Below are 15,268 nucleotides of genomic sequence, written 5' to 3'. Positions count from 1 at the left end.
AAAGGGTCTGGACATGCCGATCAATATCACCATGCCAGCGCTTTCTCCGACGATGGAAGAAGGCAACCTGTCGAAATGGCTGGTCAAGGAAGGCGACAAGATCGCTCCTGGCGATGTTATTGCTGAAATCGAGACCGACAAGGCCACGATGGAAGTGGAAGCTGTGGACCAAGGCACAATTGCCAAACTCGTGGTTCCCGCAGGCTCCGAAGGCGTTAAGGTCAATGCGCTGATTGCTATCCTCGCCGAAGAAGGCGAGGACGTAGCTGTTGCAGCCAAGGGTGCAGCTTCTGCTCCAAAAGCAGAAGCGAAGGCCGAGGCTCCGAAAGAAGAGCCAAAGCCTGCCACTACTCCTGCAGCCGCACCTGCACCCGTCAAGGCAGAGCAGTCGGCTCCTGTTTCGAATAAGGGCGACCGCGTGTTCGCATCGCCGCTTGCTCGACGTATCGCCAAGGAATCCGGTGTCGACATCGCTACCGTAAAGGGTACCGGCCCGCATGGCCGTGTTGTTCAGCGTGATGTGGAAGCCGCTCTGGCTTCCGGTGGTGCCAAGGCTGCTGCGCCGAAGGCGGAAGCTGCTGCTGCTCCGAAGCCGATGTCGGATGATGCTGTTCTCAAGCTCTTTGAGGAAGGCACCTACGAAATCGTTCCTCACGATGGCATGCGCAAGACGATTGCCCGCCGTCTGGTGGAATCGAAGCAGACTGTTCCACATTTCTATCTGACGATTGATTGCGAACTGGATGCACTTCTGGCACTGCGTTCGCAGATCAATGCCGCTGCACCGATGATCAAGACCGAAAAGGGCGAGGTTCCAGCCTACAAGCTTTCCGTCAACGATCTGGTGATCAAGGCTGTTGCTCTTGCGCTGCGTGACATTCCTGAAGCCAATGTCTCCTGGACTGAAGGCGGTATGATCAAGCACAAGCGTGCGGATGTCGGTGTTGCCGTGTCGATCCCGGGTGGTCTGATTACGCCAATCGTGCGTCAGTCGGAATCGAAGACTCTTTCCGCCATCTCCAATGAGATGAAGGACCTTGCCAAGCGTGCGCGTGATCGCAAGCTGAAGCCTGAAGAATATCAGGGTGGTTCGACTTCCGTGTCTAACCTCGGTATGTTCGGCGTGAAGGACTTTGCTGCGATCATCAATCCGCCGCATGCGACCATTTTCGCAATCGGTGCTGGTGAACAGCGTGCAGTGGTCAAGAATGGTGAAATCAAGGTTGCGACCGTTATGTCTGTAACCCTTTCAACCGATCATCGTGCCGTTGATGGTGCGTTGGCTGCTGAACTTGCACAGGCCTTCAAGCGCCACATCGAAAACCCGATGGGTATGCTGGTCTGATCGATCAACTTCAAGGGCGTCGCGTTCTTCTGAACTCGACGCCTGAGGTTTTTGAATGGCTGGACAACCGAACCTACGCCCGGCTGAACGCCGTGAAGCCGCAGAGATCGCCATTCTTGTCGATATCTCTTCGCACGGTTTTGCGTCATGGCTCTGGCACGGGGCCGTTCTTGATGGGCGAACCGAAACAGCCATGGAACACGGCCGGCAATATATGCGTGCCGACGGGACCGAAGGCTGGCAGAGCACGATTATTGCCGAATGGGATGGCGAGGTTGCCGGGCTTTCCATCGGTTTTACCGTGGACGAAAGCATCAACGATCAGTCCGCACAACATCCGGTGCTGGATCAGCTTATCGCGATGCAGCGTAGGATCATTGGCAACCGTTTTATAGACAGCGTTGGTGTTTATCGGGAGTTTCGCGGCAAAGGCATTGGCCGCGCGCTTGTCGCCAACGAGATTGACTTGGCGCGCCGCAACGGCAATCCGGCAATCAGCCTGATAACCGAAAGCCACAACGATGTGGCGCTTTCCCTTTACGGCGCCCATGGTTTCAAGGAAATTGAGCGGCTCGAAGCGATAGAACGCATCGGGCAGGACAAAAGACACGACTGGGTGCTGCTCACCCGAGAAGTGAACTGAGCAAAGGCAGGACAATATGGCCGACATTTACGACGTTATTGTTATCGGCTCGGGCCCGGGTGGCTATGTAACCGCAATCCGCGCTGCGCAGCTTGGCCTAAAGACGGCTATCGTCGAACGCGAACATCTGGGCGGCATTTGCCTCAACTGGGGCTGTATCCCAACCAAGGCGCTTTTGCGTTCGGCTGAAATCCTGCATTTTGGCGAGCACGCCAAAGATTACGGCCTGAAGCTGGAAGGCAAGATCACACCTGATGTTGCGGCCGTGGTGCAGCGGTCGCGCGGTGTTTCGGCCCGTCTCAACGGTGGTGTCGGCTTCCTGATGAAGAAGAACAAGATCGACGTAATCTGGGGCGAGGCCAAGCTCGTAAAGGCTGCTTCTGGTAGCAATCCGGTTGAGATTTCGGTCGGTAAGTCTTCGAAGCAAGCGATGCAGCCACAGAACCCCGTTCCAAAAGGTGTTCTGGGCGAAGGCTCCTACAAGGCGAAGCACGTCATTGTCGCCACTGGTGCACGTCCGCGTTCTCTGCCGGGCATCGAGCCGGACGGCAAGCTGATCTGGACCTATTTTGAAGCAATGGTTCCGCCTGAGTTGCCGAAGTCCATGCTCGTAATGGGGTCGGGCGCAATCGGTATCGAATTCGCTTCTTTCTACAATGACATGGGCGTTGACGTGACGGTCGTGGAACTGATGCCGCAAATCATGCCGGTTGAGGATGCGGAGATTTCCGCACTCGCGCGCAAGCAGCTTGAAAAGCGCGGCCTGAAGATCATCACAGATGCCAAGGTTACTAAGGTCGAGAAGGGCACAAACAGTGTGACCGCCCATATAGAGACCAAGGACGGCAAGACGCAGTCATTGACGGTGGATCGCATGATCTCGGCGGTTGGCGTTCAGGGTAATATTGAGAATCTCGGCCTTGAAACGCTTGGTGTGAAAACCGACCGTGGATGCGTTGTCATTGACGGTTATGGCAAGACCAACGTTGCGGGCGTCTATGCCATCGGAGACGTTGCAGGTCCGCCAATGCTTGCGCATAAGGCCGAGCATGAAGGCGTTATCTGCATCGAGAAGATTGCCGGTCTTCCGAATGTTCATCCGCTCGAAAAGAACATGATTCCAGGCTGTACCTATTGTAATCCGCAGGTCGCTTCCGTTGGTTTGACCGAAGCAAAAGCCAAGGAAAAAGGTTACGATATCCGCGTCGGTCGCTATTCGTTTGCGGCAAACGGCAAGGCGATTGCGCTCGGTGAAGATCAGGGACTGGTCAAGACCATCTTCGACAAGAAGACGGGACAGCTGCTTGGTGCCCACATGGTCGGTGCGGAAGTGACTGAACTCATCCAGGGTTTCGTGATCGCCATGAATCTTGAAACGACTGAGGAAGAATTGATGCATTCTGTCTTCCCGCACCCAACCCTTTCCGAGATGATGAAGGAAAGCGTTCTGGATGCGTATGGTCGCGTGCTGAATGCATAAGACGGAGGGACGCTCATTCCGCTGATCGAGAACGGAGGGCCATGGCGGCGTGCCGCCTGGCCCATCATCAAATGGTGTACCGTGGGAGGGCTGATGCTGGGGTTTGCAGCCGGCACCTTGAGTGTTCTTGGCGGCAACACCATATCGGTCAACGGAATGGCCCTAACTGGCTGGTACGGCGTCTGGGCGCTTACATTGGCGCTTGGCGCAGGCGGTTTGGTGTTCGGTCTCATATGGGCATTGGTTTTCCGAGCTCTCGGACTGGCGGCGCGGCGATGAGTAGCAAATCGCTCAAGTTGACAGGGTAAAGGGCAGGGATTAGGACCGGACCCAATTTGGAAAGCATTTCAGGTCCATTCTTGAAAATGGCCCGGATAGGCAGGGAAAAGCATGGTTACAGTTCTCGATCTGGTGAACCAAGGCAAGCGTGAGCGGCATCCCGAAAAGGCACATCGTCCGGACAATGTCGTCCTGAAGAAGCCCGAATGGATTCGCGTTAAGGCTCCTGTCTCGCGCGGCTATAGCGAAACGCGCGATATCGTTCGCTCAAACAAGCTGGTCACGGTTTGCGAAGAGGCAGGTTGCCCAAACATCGGCGAGTGCTGGGAAAAGAAGCACGCGACCTTCATGATCATGGGCGAGATCTGCACGCGCGCCTGCGCCTTCTGTAACGTCTCGACTGGTATTCCGACTGCGCTCGATCCGAACGAACCCGAGAACGTTGCCAAGGCCGTCAAGCAGATGGGCTTGACGCATGTGGTTATTACATCGGTGGATCGCGACGATCTTGCCGATGGTGGTGCGCAGCATTTTGCCGAAGTTATTCAGGCGATCCGCGAGGCCGCTCCCGCTACAACGATTGAAATCCTGACACCGGATTTCCTGCGCAAGGAAGGTGCTCTTGAGGTCGTGGTCAAAGCCCGCCCGGATGTGTTCAACCACAATCTGGAAACGGTGCCTTCGAGGTATCTCAAAGTTCGCCCCGGCGCTCGTTATTTCCATTCGATCCGCCTGCTGCAGCGTGTCAAAGAACTGGACCCAACCATTTTCACGAAGTCTGGTATCATGGTCGGTCTTGGCGAAGAGCGGAATGAGATCCTTCAGCTGATGGACGATCTGCGTTCGGCGGATGTGGATTTCATGACCATCGGTCAATATCTCCAGCCAACCCGCAAGCATCATCCCGTCATTCGCTTTGTGACCCCTGACGAATTCAAGTCATTCGAGACGATTGGCCGGACGAAGGGCTTCCTTCTAGTCGCATCCAGCCCACTGACGCGTTCATCGCATCACGCTGGCGATGATTTCGCCAAGCTGAGGGCCGCGCGCGAGACGCAGATTGCCGCGCGGGCCTGAGACAGGAAATGCCGCAGTTTACGACCGTCAGGCGGGTGCATCACCGGGCAGATCAAATGTTCGGCCTTGTTGCTGATGTTGAGAAATATCCGCAGTTTCTGCCGATGTGCGAGGCTTTGTCTGTTCGCTCCCGCAAGGAGCGTGACGGCAAGGCTCTTCTGATCGCCGACATGACGGTTGGTTACAAACTTATACGCGAGACATTCACCAGTCAGGTGCTGCTGAAGCCCGAGGAAAATGTCATCGATGTGAAATATCTCGACGGGCCGTTTCGCTACCTCGATAATCGCTGGACCTTCAAACCGGTAGGCGAGGGAAGCGAATGTGATGTCGAGTTTTTCATCGATTATGAGTTCAAGAGTCGTACCCTCGGCCTTCTTATGGGCACGATGTTCGACCTCGCTTTCAAGAAGTTTTCTGAAGCCTTCGAAAAGCGGGCCGACCAGATTTACGGTCTGGCCTGAGAAAAGCCCCGGTTTCCCCGAGGCTTTTTTCTTTTCACCCACATCCCGAAACCGTTTCACACCTCTCAGGATATGCTTTTATTGCGCCGTATAGCCGCCATCCACCAATATGGATGCTCCAGTGATGAAGGAAGCTTCGTCGCTTGCCAGAAAAAGCACGACGCTGGCTACTTCTTCGGCTCGACCGAGACGACCTATCGGATGCAGGGCGACTAGAGCCTGTTTCTTGTCGTCGGGTATATCCCTGAGAAGCGGTGTATCGATATAGCCGGGGCAGACCGCGTTGACCCGGATGTTCTGAGCACCGTAATCAATGGCTAGTGTCTGGGTCAGCAGTTTTACACCACCCTTTGCTGCAGCATAAGCGGTGACACCTGATTTCCCGACGTGACTATGAATTGAGCCGCAATTCACGATCACACCGCCGCCTTGCGAGCGCATCTGATCAATGGCGTATTTATCGCAGAGATAGACGCCGGTGAGGTTGATATCGATGGTTTTCTGCCATGCAGATTCATCCAGTTCGTCTATCGGGCCGTCAGCGGCGATACCTGCATTGGCGAACATGATGTCGAGGCGGCCGTAGGTTTCGACGGTTTTGGCAATCAGAGCTTGCACGGCTTTCGTATCGGTTACATCGGTTTTGACGAACAATGCCCGCTCGGTGCCGCCTGCAAGCTCGTTGGCCAGTTGCTGGCCATGCTCCGAATAATCCGCAATAACGACATTTGCTCCCTCGCGAACAAAAGCCCGAACAGTCGCTTCGCCGATACCGCTTGCTCCACCTGTAACGATTGCCACCTTACCGTCAAAACGCATTGCATGTTCTCCGTGCTACAGAGCGCATTTCGATCTGATTGCATCAGGTCTGTGCTCTAATCAAAGACAAGGATAGGGCACGACAGATAAAAGTATATGCTTCAGACTATCGAAGGCTTTCCAGAACGAGGTCCAGTGCGGCGAGAACTGTCGCGTGGCGGATTTCAGCTCTGGTTTTTGGACCGAAACGACATTCGCGATGAATGGTCGGGTAGCCTTTTCGCGCCGATGCGATATGAACAAGCCCGACGGGCTTTTCATCGGAACCGCCACCTGGGCCCGCAATGCCCGTAACTGCCACTGTTACACCAGCGTGAGCGCGCGCAAGTGCTCCTTCGGCCATACAAAGTGCTACCTCCTTTGAGACAGCGCCGACGCGATTGATCAATTCGATCGGAACGCCGATCATTTCGGCTTTCGCTTCGTTGGAATAGGTGACAAAGCCGCGATCCACGACATCTGACGATCCAGCAATGTCGGTGAGAGCTCCAGCGATAAGCCCGCCTGTGCAGGATTCGGCTGTCGCAATCATTACGCCGGCCTTGCGGCAGGCCTCCAGCACGGCGATGGCTTTTTCTTCTGCTATTAGTGCGTTCATTCGGGCACCTCACCGGGGTAGATGACCGTTGCCGTTGCAATGGCTGCGATCCCCTCACGGCGCCCGACGAAGCCAAGCTTTTCATTGGTTGTGGCTTTTACGGAGACGCGATCTGCTGCAATTCCCAGTATGTCGCAAAGCGCTTCTGTCATCGCTGCGCGGTGTGGACCAATCTTCGGCGCTTCGCTGATAAAGGTTACGTCGACATTGGCGATACGACCACCAGCTTCACGTACGATATTGACAGCGTGTTCGATGAAAATACGGGAAGCCGCGCCTTTCCACTGTGGGTCGGACGGTGGGAAATGCGTGCCAATATCACCGGCGCCTCGTGTCGCTAGCAGGGCGTCGGTCAACGCATGAAGTCCAACATCGGCGTCTGAATGACCATTGAGTTTTGCTTCATGGGGAATTTTTACGCCGCACAGCGTTACATGATCGCCAGGTTCGAAGGAATGGACGTCATAACCATTACCAGTACGAATATCCGGAAACGAGACGAGGTCTTGCCGCAGGCGCTTGTCAGCCATTTCAATATCCTTTGCCCAGGTAAGCTTTGTATTGTCCGCCGATCCTTCGATGATGCGGACGGCGATGCTTTGCCATTCGGCAATGGCGGCATCGTCCGTGAAATCAGAGCGATCATTCGCGAAGGCTTTTTCATGTGCCTCAAAGATGGGCAGGTAGGGAAACGCTTGTGGTGTCTGTGCCGCAAAAAGGCCCGCGCGAGGCACCGTGGTTTTAACCGTTCCGTCCGTAGCTGATTGCTTGAGCGTATCCGAAACTGCCAGAGCCGGTAGAACGCCTTCATCAGGCGCGAGATTTTCGACAATACGCTCCAGCAGGTCCTGGCTGACAAATGGTCTCACGCCGTCATGGATCATGACATATTGCGGCGCATAATCTCGCAATGCGAGGAGGCCAAGGCGCGTTGATTCCTGCCGGGTAGCGCCGCCATTCACGACGAGAATGTTGCCACAGTTTTCCGGGAGGGCACGTTCGTAAAGTGTATGGTCATCAGGGTGAATGACGACAACGATGCTATCAACCAGCGGGCAGTCGATAAAAGCTCGCAAAGTGCGAGCAAGTACGGCTTCGCCACCGATGCGCCGATATTGCTTCGGCCCTTCGATGCTCTGTCCGGCTCGTTCTCCACGGCCAGCGGCCACAATGACTGCTGCTATCTTTGAAATGGTTGTCGCCTCTGCCAAAGGTTGCATTTCCAAGCCGAATAATGCCTTGCACGGATAAATGCCAGACGACAATTGATTTATCGTGATTTTACTTGCGCTTTTCCTTGCGTTGAAAAGCTGCTCTGATTAATGTATGTGCTAATTGCACTATGCACATCAAATAGGCATTTATTGGTGAGTTTTCTCGATCAACCTTTGACCATTGGCGGTGTGGCGCTTGCCAACCGCGTCTTTCTCGCGCCGATGTCCGGCGTTTCGGACCTTCCATTCCGCAGGCGGGCAGCAGAGGCTGGCGCGGGCATGGTCGTGTCTGAGATGGTCGCCAGCGCCGAACTCTGTAACCGTCACAAGGAGAGCCTTCTGCGGCTTTCAGGCGAGGGGATAGGCACGCATGTCGTGCAACTCGCAGGACGCGAGGCGCATTGGATGGGTGAGGCGGCCAGGATCGCCGAGGGTGAAGGGGCTGATATCATCGATATCAATATGGGCTGCCCGGCCAAGAAAGTGACAGGCGGTTATTCCGGATCTGCACTGATGCGCGATCTCAATCATGCAATGACCCTCGTCGAGGCCACCGTCAACGCGGTTAACGTTCCGGTTACGCTCAAGATGCGGTTGGGATGGGACGAGAAAAGTATTAATGCGCCTGAACTTGCAAGGCGGGCTGAAGACGCCGGTATCGCCCTGGTGACTGTTCATGGGCGCACGCGTTGCCAGTTTTATGAAGGCAAAGCAGACTGGAATGCAATTCACGCGGTACGCGATGCGATAAGGATTCCACTGGTTGCCAACGGAGATGTGGCGTGTCGACATGACGCCCGGGAAATTTTGCACCGCTCTGGAGCGGATGCCGTGATGGTCGGACGTGCCTCCTATGGACAACCGTGGCTGGCCGGTGCAATTGCCGGAAGCGATCTTGCTCCAAAGTCGCGAAGTGAAATTCTTGATTATATTATAAAGCATTACGAAGATATGCTCGAGCATTATGGAAGCACGACGGGCATCCGTCATTCCCGCAAACATCTGGGCTGGTATCTTGACCGTCATGCTGGCGCCACATGTGCACCTGCCGAGAAAGCAGAAGTCATGACTCTGACCGACCAGCAAACCGTCATCGATGCCTTGCGTCGTATATTTATGCGCGAAGTTCCTGAAACCGCGCTCAAAGAGGTTGCCTGATGCGTGAGAGAACTGAAACGAACGGCATTCCTTCGGTCGTGCTCGATGCTATCAGTCAGCCCGTCATCATGGTTAGTGCCGAAAATTATATCGCCTATGCCAATCTGGACGCGGAGCAGTTCTTTCGTTCCGGTTCGTCCATTCTGGCGCGTAACCGACTGGAATCTTTTTTGCCTTTTGGCAGCCCGCTGTTAGCGCTGGTCGATCAGGTTCGCACCAGTCAGATGCCGGTCAACGAATATCGCGTTGATGTCTCGTCGCCGCGTCTTGGGGCAGAGCGTATCGTCGATGTTTATGTAGCGCCTGTAGCGGAGCTGCCGGGAGCTGTAGTCATCCTTTTCAAGGAAAAGACGATGGCTGAAAAGATAGACCGTCAGATGACGCATCGCGGTGCTGCGCGGTCCGTGACCGGGCTTGCCTCGATGCTGGCCCATGAAATCAAGAATCCTCTCTCTGGTATCCGCGGTGCGGCCCAATTGCTGGAGCAGGTTGTTAGCGACGAGGATCGGGCGCTTGCGCGCCTCATTACGGATGAAACGGATCGGATTGTTTCGCTGGTTGACCGTATGGAGGTGTTCTCGGACGAGCGCCCCATTGAACGTTCTGCGGTCAATATTCATGCGGTTCTCGATCATGTGAAGGCGATTGCGAAGAACGGGTTCGCGCGGAAGATTCGCTTTGTGGAAGATTACGATCCTTCTCTTCCACCGGTTTTTGCCAATCGAGACCAGCTCGTACAGGTTTTTCTCAATCTGCTGAAGAATGCTGCGGAAGCCATAGGCGATCGTGAGGGCGGCGAGATTGTTCTATCCACGGCTTATCGTCCGGGTATTCGTCTCCAGGTGCCGGGTGCGCGGGACAGGGTGGCGTTGCCTCTCGAATTCTGCGTGCATGATAACGGACCGGGTGTGCCACAGGATATGCTGCCACATCTGTTCGATCCTTTCGTGACCACTAAGACCAACGGTTCGGGACTGGGTTTGGCACTCGTTGCGAAGATTATTGGCGATCATGGCGGCATTATCGAATGCGACAGTCATCCTTCGAGAACAACTTTCCGCGTTCTGATGCCCGCATGGAAGAATACGGAACTGGCAGCTGGAAATACTGGAGATAACGCATGATCGCAGGACGTCCGACAGGAACCATATTGGTGGCGGATGATGATGCAGCCATTCGGACGGTGCTGAATCAGGCATTGTCGCGGGCAGGCTACGATGTGCGCGTGACCTCCAATGCTGCTTCGCTCTGGCGCTGGGTGGCGGCCGGCGACGGTGATCTGGTTATAACCGATGTCAATATGCCGGATGAAAATGCCTTCGACCTCCTGCCGCGCATCAAGAAAATGCGCCCCGACCTGCCGGTTGTGGTGATGAGCGCGCAGAATACATTCATGACGGCAATCCGAGCATCCGAGGCGGGAGCCTACGAATATCTGCCGAAGCCATTCGATTTGACGGAACTCATCAATATCGTCGGTCGAGCTTTGTCTGAACCAAAACGCAAGCCAATCGCCGCTTTATCGGATGAGCAGGCAGATAACATGCCGCTGGTCGGTCGGTCGCCTGCGATGCAGGAAATCTACCGTGTGCTGGCGCGCATGATGCAGACAGATTTGACCATCATGGTTACAGGTGAATCCGGTACAGGCAAGGAACTGGTTGCGCGTGCCCTGCACGAATATGGGCGTCGCCGAAAAGGACCATTTGTTGCGATCAATATGGCCGCAATCCCACGCGACTTGATTGAGTCTGAGTTGTTCGGGCACGAGAAGGGTGCTTTTACGGGTGCGCAAAACCGCTCGAGCGGTCGCTTTGAACAGGCAAATGGCGGAACGCTGTTTCTTGATGAGATCGGCGATATGCCGATGGAAGCACAAACCCGACTTTTGCGTGTGCTGCAGCAAGGCGAATATATGACAGTCGGTGGACGCACGCCGATCAAGACCGATGTGCGCATCGTTGCAGCAACCAATAAGGATTTGCGGCAACTGATAGCACAAGGTTTGTTCCGCGAGGATCTTTACTACCGGTTGAATGTCGTGCCTCTGCGCTTGCCACCGCTTCGCGAGCGCAGCGAGGACGTAGCCGATCTTGTGCGCCATTTTTTCAAACGCGCTGCCGAAGAGGGGCTGCCAGAGAAGCGTATCAGCACTGCTGGCCTGGAAATGATGCGTCGGTATCCATGGCCGGGCAATGTGCGTGAGCTGGAAAATCTCGTGCGGAGACTTGCAGCTCTTTACCCGCAAGAGGAAATTTCGCCGGAAATAATCGAAACGGAGCTGAAGTCTGAACTGGCCAAGCCAGATGTCGTTCCCGCCGGTGGTGGCGATATGGAGAATATTTCGATATCGCAGGCCGTCGAGCAGAATATGCAGCGTTACTTCGCATCATTCGGTGCCGATCTGCCACCCCCCGGTCTTTACCATCGGGTTCTCGCGGAACTGGAATATCCCTTGATCCTCGCATGTCTTACCGCAACACGTGGAAATCAGATCAAAGCGGCAGACCTTCTGGGATTAAATCGGAACACGCTGCGTAAGAAAATTCGCGAGCTCGGGGTCAATATATATCGCGGGAACAAGGGAAATTGAGTGGCAATCATGCGCTAATAAGGCATTAACTACGTTATTTAATGAGCAATTAATTCTGTTTGACTACTGTTGGTTGCATGAGAAATCAGCAATCTACGCAAAGCAAGAAAACCCGGCGCATTCTGGAACCGGCTGTAAGGAGCGGCATTCTTGCTGCGCCTTTGATATTGATGCTTGCAATCGTTGTCGTTCTTTCGGGAGCGGAGCCGAAACTCTCTGCGATGATCGATCAAACCTTCACAGGTTCAATAAGCCCCATCATAAAGTAGGGCTCGTTGACCTTGAAGATGACGCGTGAAATCCTACTCTTTTAGGATAGCTAAAGGAGATAATCATGCGTGTTGCTGCTACGACCTTGTTTCTTGGTTTGTCCGTTGTTGCGGCCTATGCCGCTCCACCACCAGAAGGCACCAGGCTTTCGGAAATTATCGCGAAAATCGAACAGAATGCGGATACGGCTTTCATCGATGAAGTCGACTGGAATGATCGTGGCTATTACGAGATCGAATATGTCACCAAGGCTGGCGCCAAAGTGGAGGTGAAGGTCGATCCGAAAACCGGGGAAAATATTCGCTAGTCTCTGATAGTTGTGCGAGCGATTATGCTGGAGCGGGTAGCGGGAATCGAACCCGCGCGTTCAGCTTGGGAAGCTGACAGGCTACCATTACATCATACCCGCAAACTGTAATGTATTTCAGTCAATTAGCGACGATTTTGACGAGGTCGCATCAGAACTTTTTACAGTTGGTTTTGCCAAACTATGTTCTCATTCTGGTCTCGTCAAACTGTTTTGTCGACAAGCTGACCTCGTCCCGGCTTTCTGCCTCATGACCTCACGAAACACTACAGTGTCGTGACAAATTTTTCATGAAACATTCCATTGATATCCCGAATTGAGAGGCCATCTGCAGATGATACTCCCACCATACAGCCGGATTTTCTGGCTGTTGCAGACGACAGGAAATCTATGGGCAGGACCACAAAGCGCCGGGCACTACTTATCGTGAACCCACACGCCCGAAATGGCAGGGGATACGGTGCCGATATTCGTTCCGCATTGGAACGTGGTGGTCTCCAGCTTATCGAGCGAAATCCGCAGGACAATGAGACGATTTCGGATGTGATCCTTCGTGAAAGAGATTGCGATCTCGTCATTGTCGGTGGTGGCGACGGTTCGCTGAACACTGCGGCTAAAGGATTGATGGAAACGGGATTGCCACTTGCAATTCTTCCGCTCGGGACTGCAAACGATTTCGCCCGAACCATCGGCATTCCTGCCGATCCGGTTGGCGCGGCGCGTCGCCTTGCTTCCTATCAGGTTCAGCCCATCGATCTGGGTGAAGTGAACGGTCATCTTTACTTCAATGTCGCGAGTATCGGTTTCAGTGCCGAACTGGCGCAGCAACTCAGTTCTGCGGCAAAGAAGAAGTGGGGAAAACTCGGCTATGCAATCGTTGCGGCACGTATCCTCATGCGTTCGGAGCTTTTCACAGCCTATCTGGAACATGATGGCATGACAGAAAAAATTCGTACGTTGCAGGTCTCTGTCGGGAACGGAAAATTCTACGGTGGCGGCATGGCCGTCGAGAAGGACGCTACAGTGGATGACGGCAAACTGGATTTTTATAGTCTGGAGGTCGACCACTGGTGGAAACTTTTGCGTCTTTTGCCAAGTTTGCGCCGTGGAACGCATTCCAAGTGGGATGATGTGCGGGCTTTCCCGACTACCGAAGTGATCGTGCGCACCAAGAAGCCGCGTGCCGTAAACACAGACGGCGAGCTGTCGACCTGGACGCCAGCTCATTTCCGTCTGCTGCGCAAGGCGATCAATGTCTACATGCCTGATCCGGCACAGAGGCCGTGATATTCAGTGTCCAAAAAAAGACCCGCCTTGTTGGAGCGGGCCTAATCCATGACGTTAGGTGACTGGCTCGGAGGTCATTAGAGCCGTATGAATAACGGTTGAAAGGTTCGAACGTTCCACATTTAAAAGAAAAAATACCAGATAAGCAGCACGACAACGAGTGGAACACCCATCAGCCAAAGGATCATTGCTCTCAGCATTTGTATTCTCCTTCCTGTTGAAAATTCAACGTTTTGAATGAACGATTGTTCCACAAGGCTGAGATGATACGGGTCGTTGGAGTTGAGCGGATGCCACGTGATGCGACTCGAAATACGTGAAATTCCAAAAGCTTTAATGATCCGTCAATGAATCGGTGACATCACTAAATTCTATAAAGGCGCAACCCGTGTTTTCGGTTGTGTTGTTGAGTAACGGGCGTGTGGCTTATGGATTCGAAACGAGGGCTGAAACATTCGGTCAACGGTAAGGCAGTGAAGCTGTGCGACAAGCGCGGTTCCGTCGCCATGTTGTCGTTCATGGCTATCGCTGTCGCTTTGGCGGGCTGCGCATCGGCACCTCAGCCGAAATCGAAGACAAAGCGCTCGAAGGAATACTTCGCCGAATCCAAATATGGCGTGAAAGCCAGTCCACGTGTGGCTTTTTCGAAGGGGCAGCCTTTACCGCGTGGTGGTGGACGCGATCAGACCGGGCAACCCTACAAGGTCAAAGGGCGCTGGTATTATCCCAAGGAAGATAAGAACTACGTCAAGATCGGCCACGCCTCTTGGTATGGTGAAGCTTTTCATGGTCGCCTGACAGCGAATGGCGAAGTCTATGACATGGCGCATCTGACGGCTGCGCATCCAACCATGCCGTTGCCGAGTTATGCCCGTGTGACCAATCTTGCCAATGGTAGCTCTGTCATCGTGCGCGTGAATGATCGTGGTCCGTATGAATTCGACCGTGTCATCGATCTTTCCCAGAAAGCTGCCGAAATGCTTGATTACCAGCATCACGGCACCGCGAATGTGAAGGTTGAGTATGTTGGAAGGGCGCCGCTGGAAGGTAGTGACGACGCATTCCTGATGGCTTCCTACCGTCCGGCAGGTGGCGACACGATCGGCCAGCCTGCAACCGGTGTCATGATGGCGATGAACGGGCCGACGCCGACTTCGCCGAAGTCACGCGTTCCTATGCCTGTGATGGACGCCGTTCCGGTCTCTGCGCCTATACCCGAAAACTCGCCTTTTGCTGTCGATCCTGCTTATAGCAATCCGTCTGGCGGGGCTGCTCCGTTGCTACCGGCAAACGTTCCTGTGCCGTCGCATCGTCCTGGAGCCAGCTTCGGGGTGGCGAATGCTGCCGGTGTGAGCGGTCTCGCCGGCTACGCTTCTGACCGGCTTGCTGCCACCGCCTATGCCGAAGAGCGCACCTATGGCAGCATCCTGACCAAGGATGCAATCTCGAGCGCTTGGAAGCGCCGTGAAGCCGAGGAACATGGCGAATATGTCGAGCTTGGCACTTTCAGGACACTTGAAGAAACAAAAAAGCTTCAGGCTTCGTTGCCGCGCTCGACCAAATTTACGCTTACCAAGATTCCGACCGAAACCAGTGAGTCTTACGAGTTGACAGCCGTGGCAGAGAAGGGCGGAAATGATGCCCTGCTGCGCGCGGCCTGGAAGGCAGGCGCAGAGAATGCGTTTGTCGTTCGTCTGGATTGACCAGTCACGATACAGTGATAAGCGCAGGCAT

Annotated in this window: 15 protein-coding genes and 1 tRNA gene; 12 read left to right on the top strand and 4 right to left on the bottom strand. The window is 54.3% G+C overall.

Annotated features, from left to right (window positions below; all coding sequences use genetic code 11):
- Positions 1-13 precede the first annotated feature (13 nt).
- From F9K94_RS02995 to F9K94_RS02970, 6 genes are all read left to right on the top strand, one after another.
- Positions 14-1,345 (top strand): pyruvate dehydrogenase complex dihydrolipoamide acetyltransferase, encoded by a 1,332-nt coding sequence (locus F9K94_RS02995; protein ID WP_151643592.1) that lies wholly within the window; start codon positions 14-16, stop codon positions 1,343-1,345.
- Positions 1,346-1,400: 55 nt separating this feature from the next.
- On the top strand, positions 1,401-1,988 hold the full coding sequence (locus F9K94_RS02990) for a GNAT family N-acetyltransferase (protein WP_151643590.1): 588 nt from the start codon (positions 1,401-1,403) through the stop codon (positions 1,986-1,988).
- A 16-nt stretch (positions 1,989-2,004) separates the two neighbouring features.
- On the top strand, positions 2,005-3,468 hold the full coding sequence (gene lpdA / locus F9K94_RS02985) for a dihydrolipoyl dehydrogenase (protein ID WP_151643588.1): 1,464 nt from the start codon (positions 2,005-2,007) through the stop codon (positions 3,466-3,468).
- An 81-nt stretch (positions 3,469-3,549) separates the two neighbouring features.
- Positions 3,550-3,747, top strand: coding sequence for a hypothetical protein (locus tag F9K94_RS02980; RefSeq protein ID WP_151643586.1), 198 nt, complete (start codon positions 3,550-3,552; stop codon positions 3,745-3,747).
- A 111-nt stretch (positions 3,748-3,858) separates the two neighbouring features.
- Positions 3,859-4,824 (top strand): lipoyl synthase, encoded by a 966-nt coding sequence (gene lipA / locus F9K94_RS02975; protein WP_151643585.1) that lies wholly within the window; start codon positions 3,859-3,861, stop codon positions 4,822-4,824.
- 8 nt (positions 4,825-4,832) lie between these two features.
- Positions 4,833-5,288, top strand: a complete 456-nt coding sequence (locus F9K94_RS02970; protein ID WP_061346229.1) for a type II toxin-antitoxin system RatA family toxin — start codon at positions 4,833-4,835, stop codon at positions 5,286-5,288.
- Positions 5,289-5,366: 78 nt separating this feature from the next.
- On the opposite strand, the gene F9K94_RS02965 is transcribed toward F9K94_RS02970, so the two are convergent.
- The 3 genes from F9K94_RS02965 to F9K94_RS02955 form a co-directional block, all read right to left on the bottom strand.
- A complete protein-coding gene (locus F9K94_RS02965) occupies positions 5,367-6,107 on the bottom strand; it encodes an SDR family NAD(P)-dependent oxidoreductase (protein ID WP_061346230.1) in 741 nt (246 codons plus the stop codon).
- A gap of 106 nt (positions 6,108-6,213) precedes the next feature.
- A complete protein-coding gene (locus F9K94_RS02960; RefSeq protein WP_061346231.1) occupies positions 6,214-6,705 on the bottom strand; it encodes a CinA family protein in 492 nt (163 codons plus the stop codon).
- Positions 6,702-7,925: a bifunctional 2-C-methyl-D-erythritol 4-phosphate cytidylyltransferase/2-C-methyl-D-erythritol 2,4-cyclodiphosphate synthase gene (locus F9K94_RS02955; protein WP_151643582.1), complete on the bottom strand. Its 1,224-nt coding sequence runs from the start codon at positions 7,923-7,925 to the stop codon at positions 6,702-6,704. The genes F9K94_RS02960 and F9K94_RS02955 overlap by 4 nt, the downstream gene beginning before the upstream one ends.
- A 147-nt stretch (positions 7,926-8,072) precedes the next feature.
- Here F9K94_RS02955 and dusB point away from each other — a divergent pair, with 147 nt between their 5' ends.
- From dusB to F9K94_RS02930, 4 genes are all read left to right on the top strand, one after another.
- The gene (gene dusB, locus F9K94_RS02950; protein WP_192799430.1) at positions 8,073-9,077 is read left to right on the top strand and encodes a tRNA dihydrouridine synthase DusB; all 1,005 of its coding nucleotides are present in this window, start codon (positions 8,073-8,075) and stop codon (positions 9,075-9,077) included.
- Positions 9,077-10,201 carry a two-component system sensor histidine kinase NtrB gene (locus tag F9K94_RS02945; RefSeq protein ID WP_151643578.1) on the top strand — a complete coding sequence of 375 codons (1,125 nt, stop codon included), beginning with the start codon at positions 9,077-9,079 and terminating at the stop codon, positions 10,199-10,201. The genes dusB and F9K94_RS02945 overlap by 1 nt, the downstream gene beginning before the upstream one ends.
- A complete protein-coding gene (gene ntrC / locus F9K94_RS02940) occupies positions 10,198-11,670 on the top strand; it encodes a nitrogen regulation protein NR(I) (RefSeq protein WP_061346234.1) in 1,473 nt (490 codons plus the stop codon). The genes F9K94_RS02945 and ntrC overlap by 4 nt, the downstream gene beginning before the upstream one ends.
- 334 nt (positions 11,671-12,004) lie before the next feature.
- Positions 12,005-12,247, top strand: coding sequence for a PepSY domain-containing protein (locus F9K94_RS02930; RefSeq protein WP_151643576.1), 243 nt, complete (start codon positions 12,005-12,007; stop codon positions 12,245-12,247).
- Positions 12,248-12,275: 28 nt separating this feature from the next.
- Here the strand turns inward: F9K94_RS02930 and F9K94_RS02925 are convergent.
- A tRNA-Gly gene (locus tag F9K94_RS02925) sits at positions 12,276-12,349 on the bottom strand.
- A gap of 288 nt (positions 12,350-12,637) precedes the next feature.
- On the opposite strand from F9K94_RS02925, the gene F9K94_RS02920 reads away from it, so the two are divergent.
- Both F9K94_RS02920 and F9K94_RS02915 read left to right on the top strand, forming a co-directional pair.
- Positions 12,638-13,534, top strand: a complete 897-nt coding sequence (locus F9K94_RS02920; RefSeq protein WP_151643574.1) for a lipid kinase — start codon at positions 12,638-12,640, stop codon at positions 13,532-13,534.
- A 428-nt stretch (positions 13,535-13,962) separates the two neighbouring features.
- Complete coding sequence (locus tag F9K94_RS02915) at positions 13,963-15,237, top strand: septal ring lytic transglycosylase RlpA family protein (protein ID WP_151643572.1); 1,275 nt, start codon at positions 13,963-13,965, stop codon at positions 15,235-15,237.
- The last annotated feature ends 31 nt before the right edge of the window (positions 15,238-15,268 follow it).

Source organism: Brucella tritici (genome assembly GCF_008932285.1).
Taxonomy (GTDB): domain Bacteria; phylum Pseudomonadota; class Alphaproteobacteria; order Rhizobiales; family Rhizobiaceae; genus Brucella; species Brucella tritici.
The sequence above is the reverse complement of the archived record's forward strand: the minus strand, read 5'-3'. Positions and strand labels throughout refer to the sequence as shown.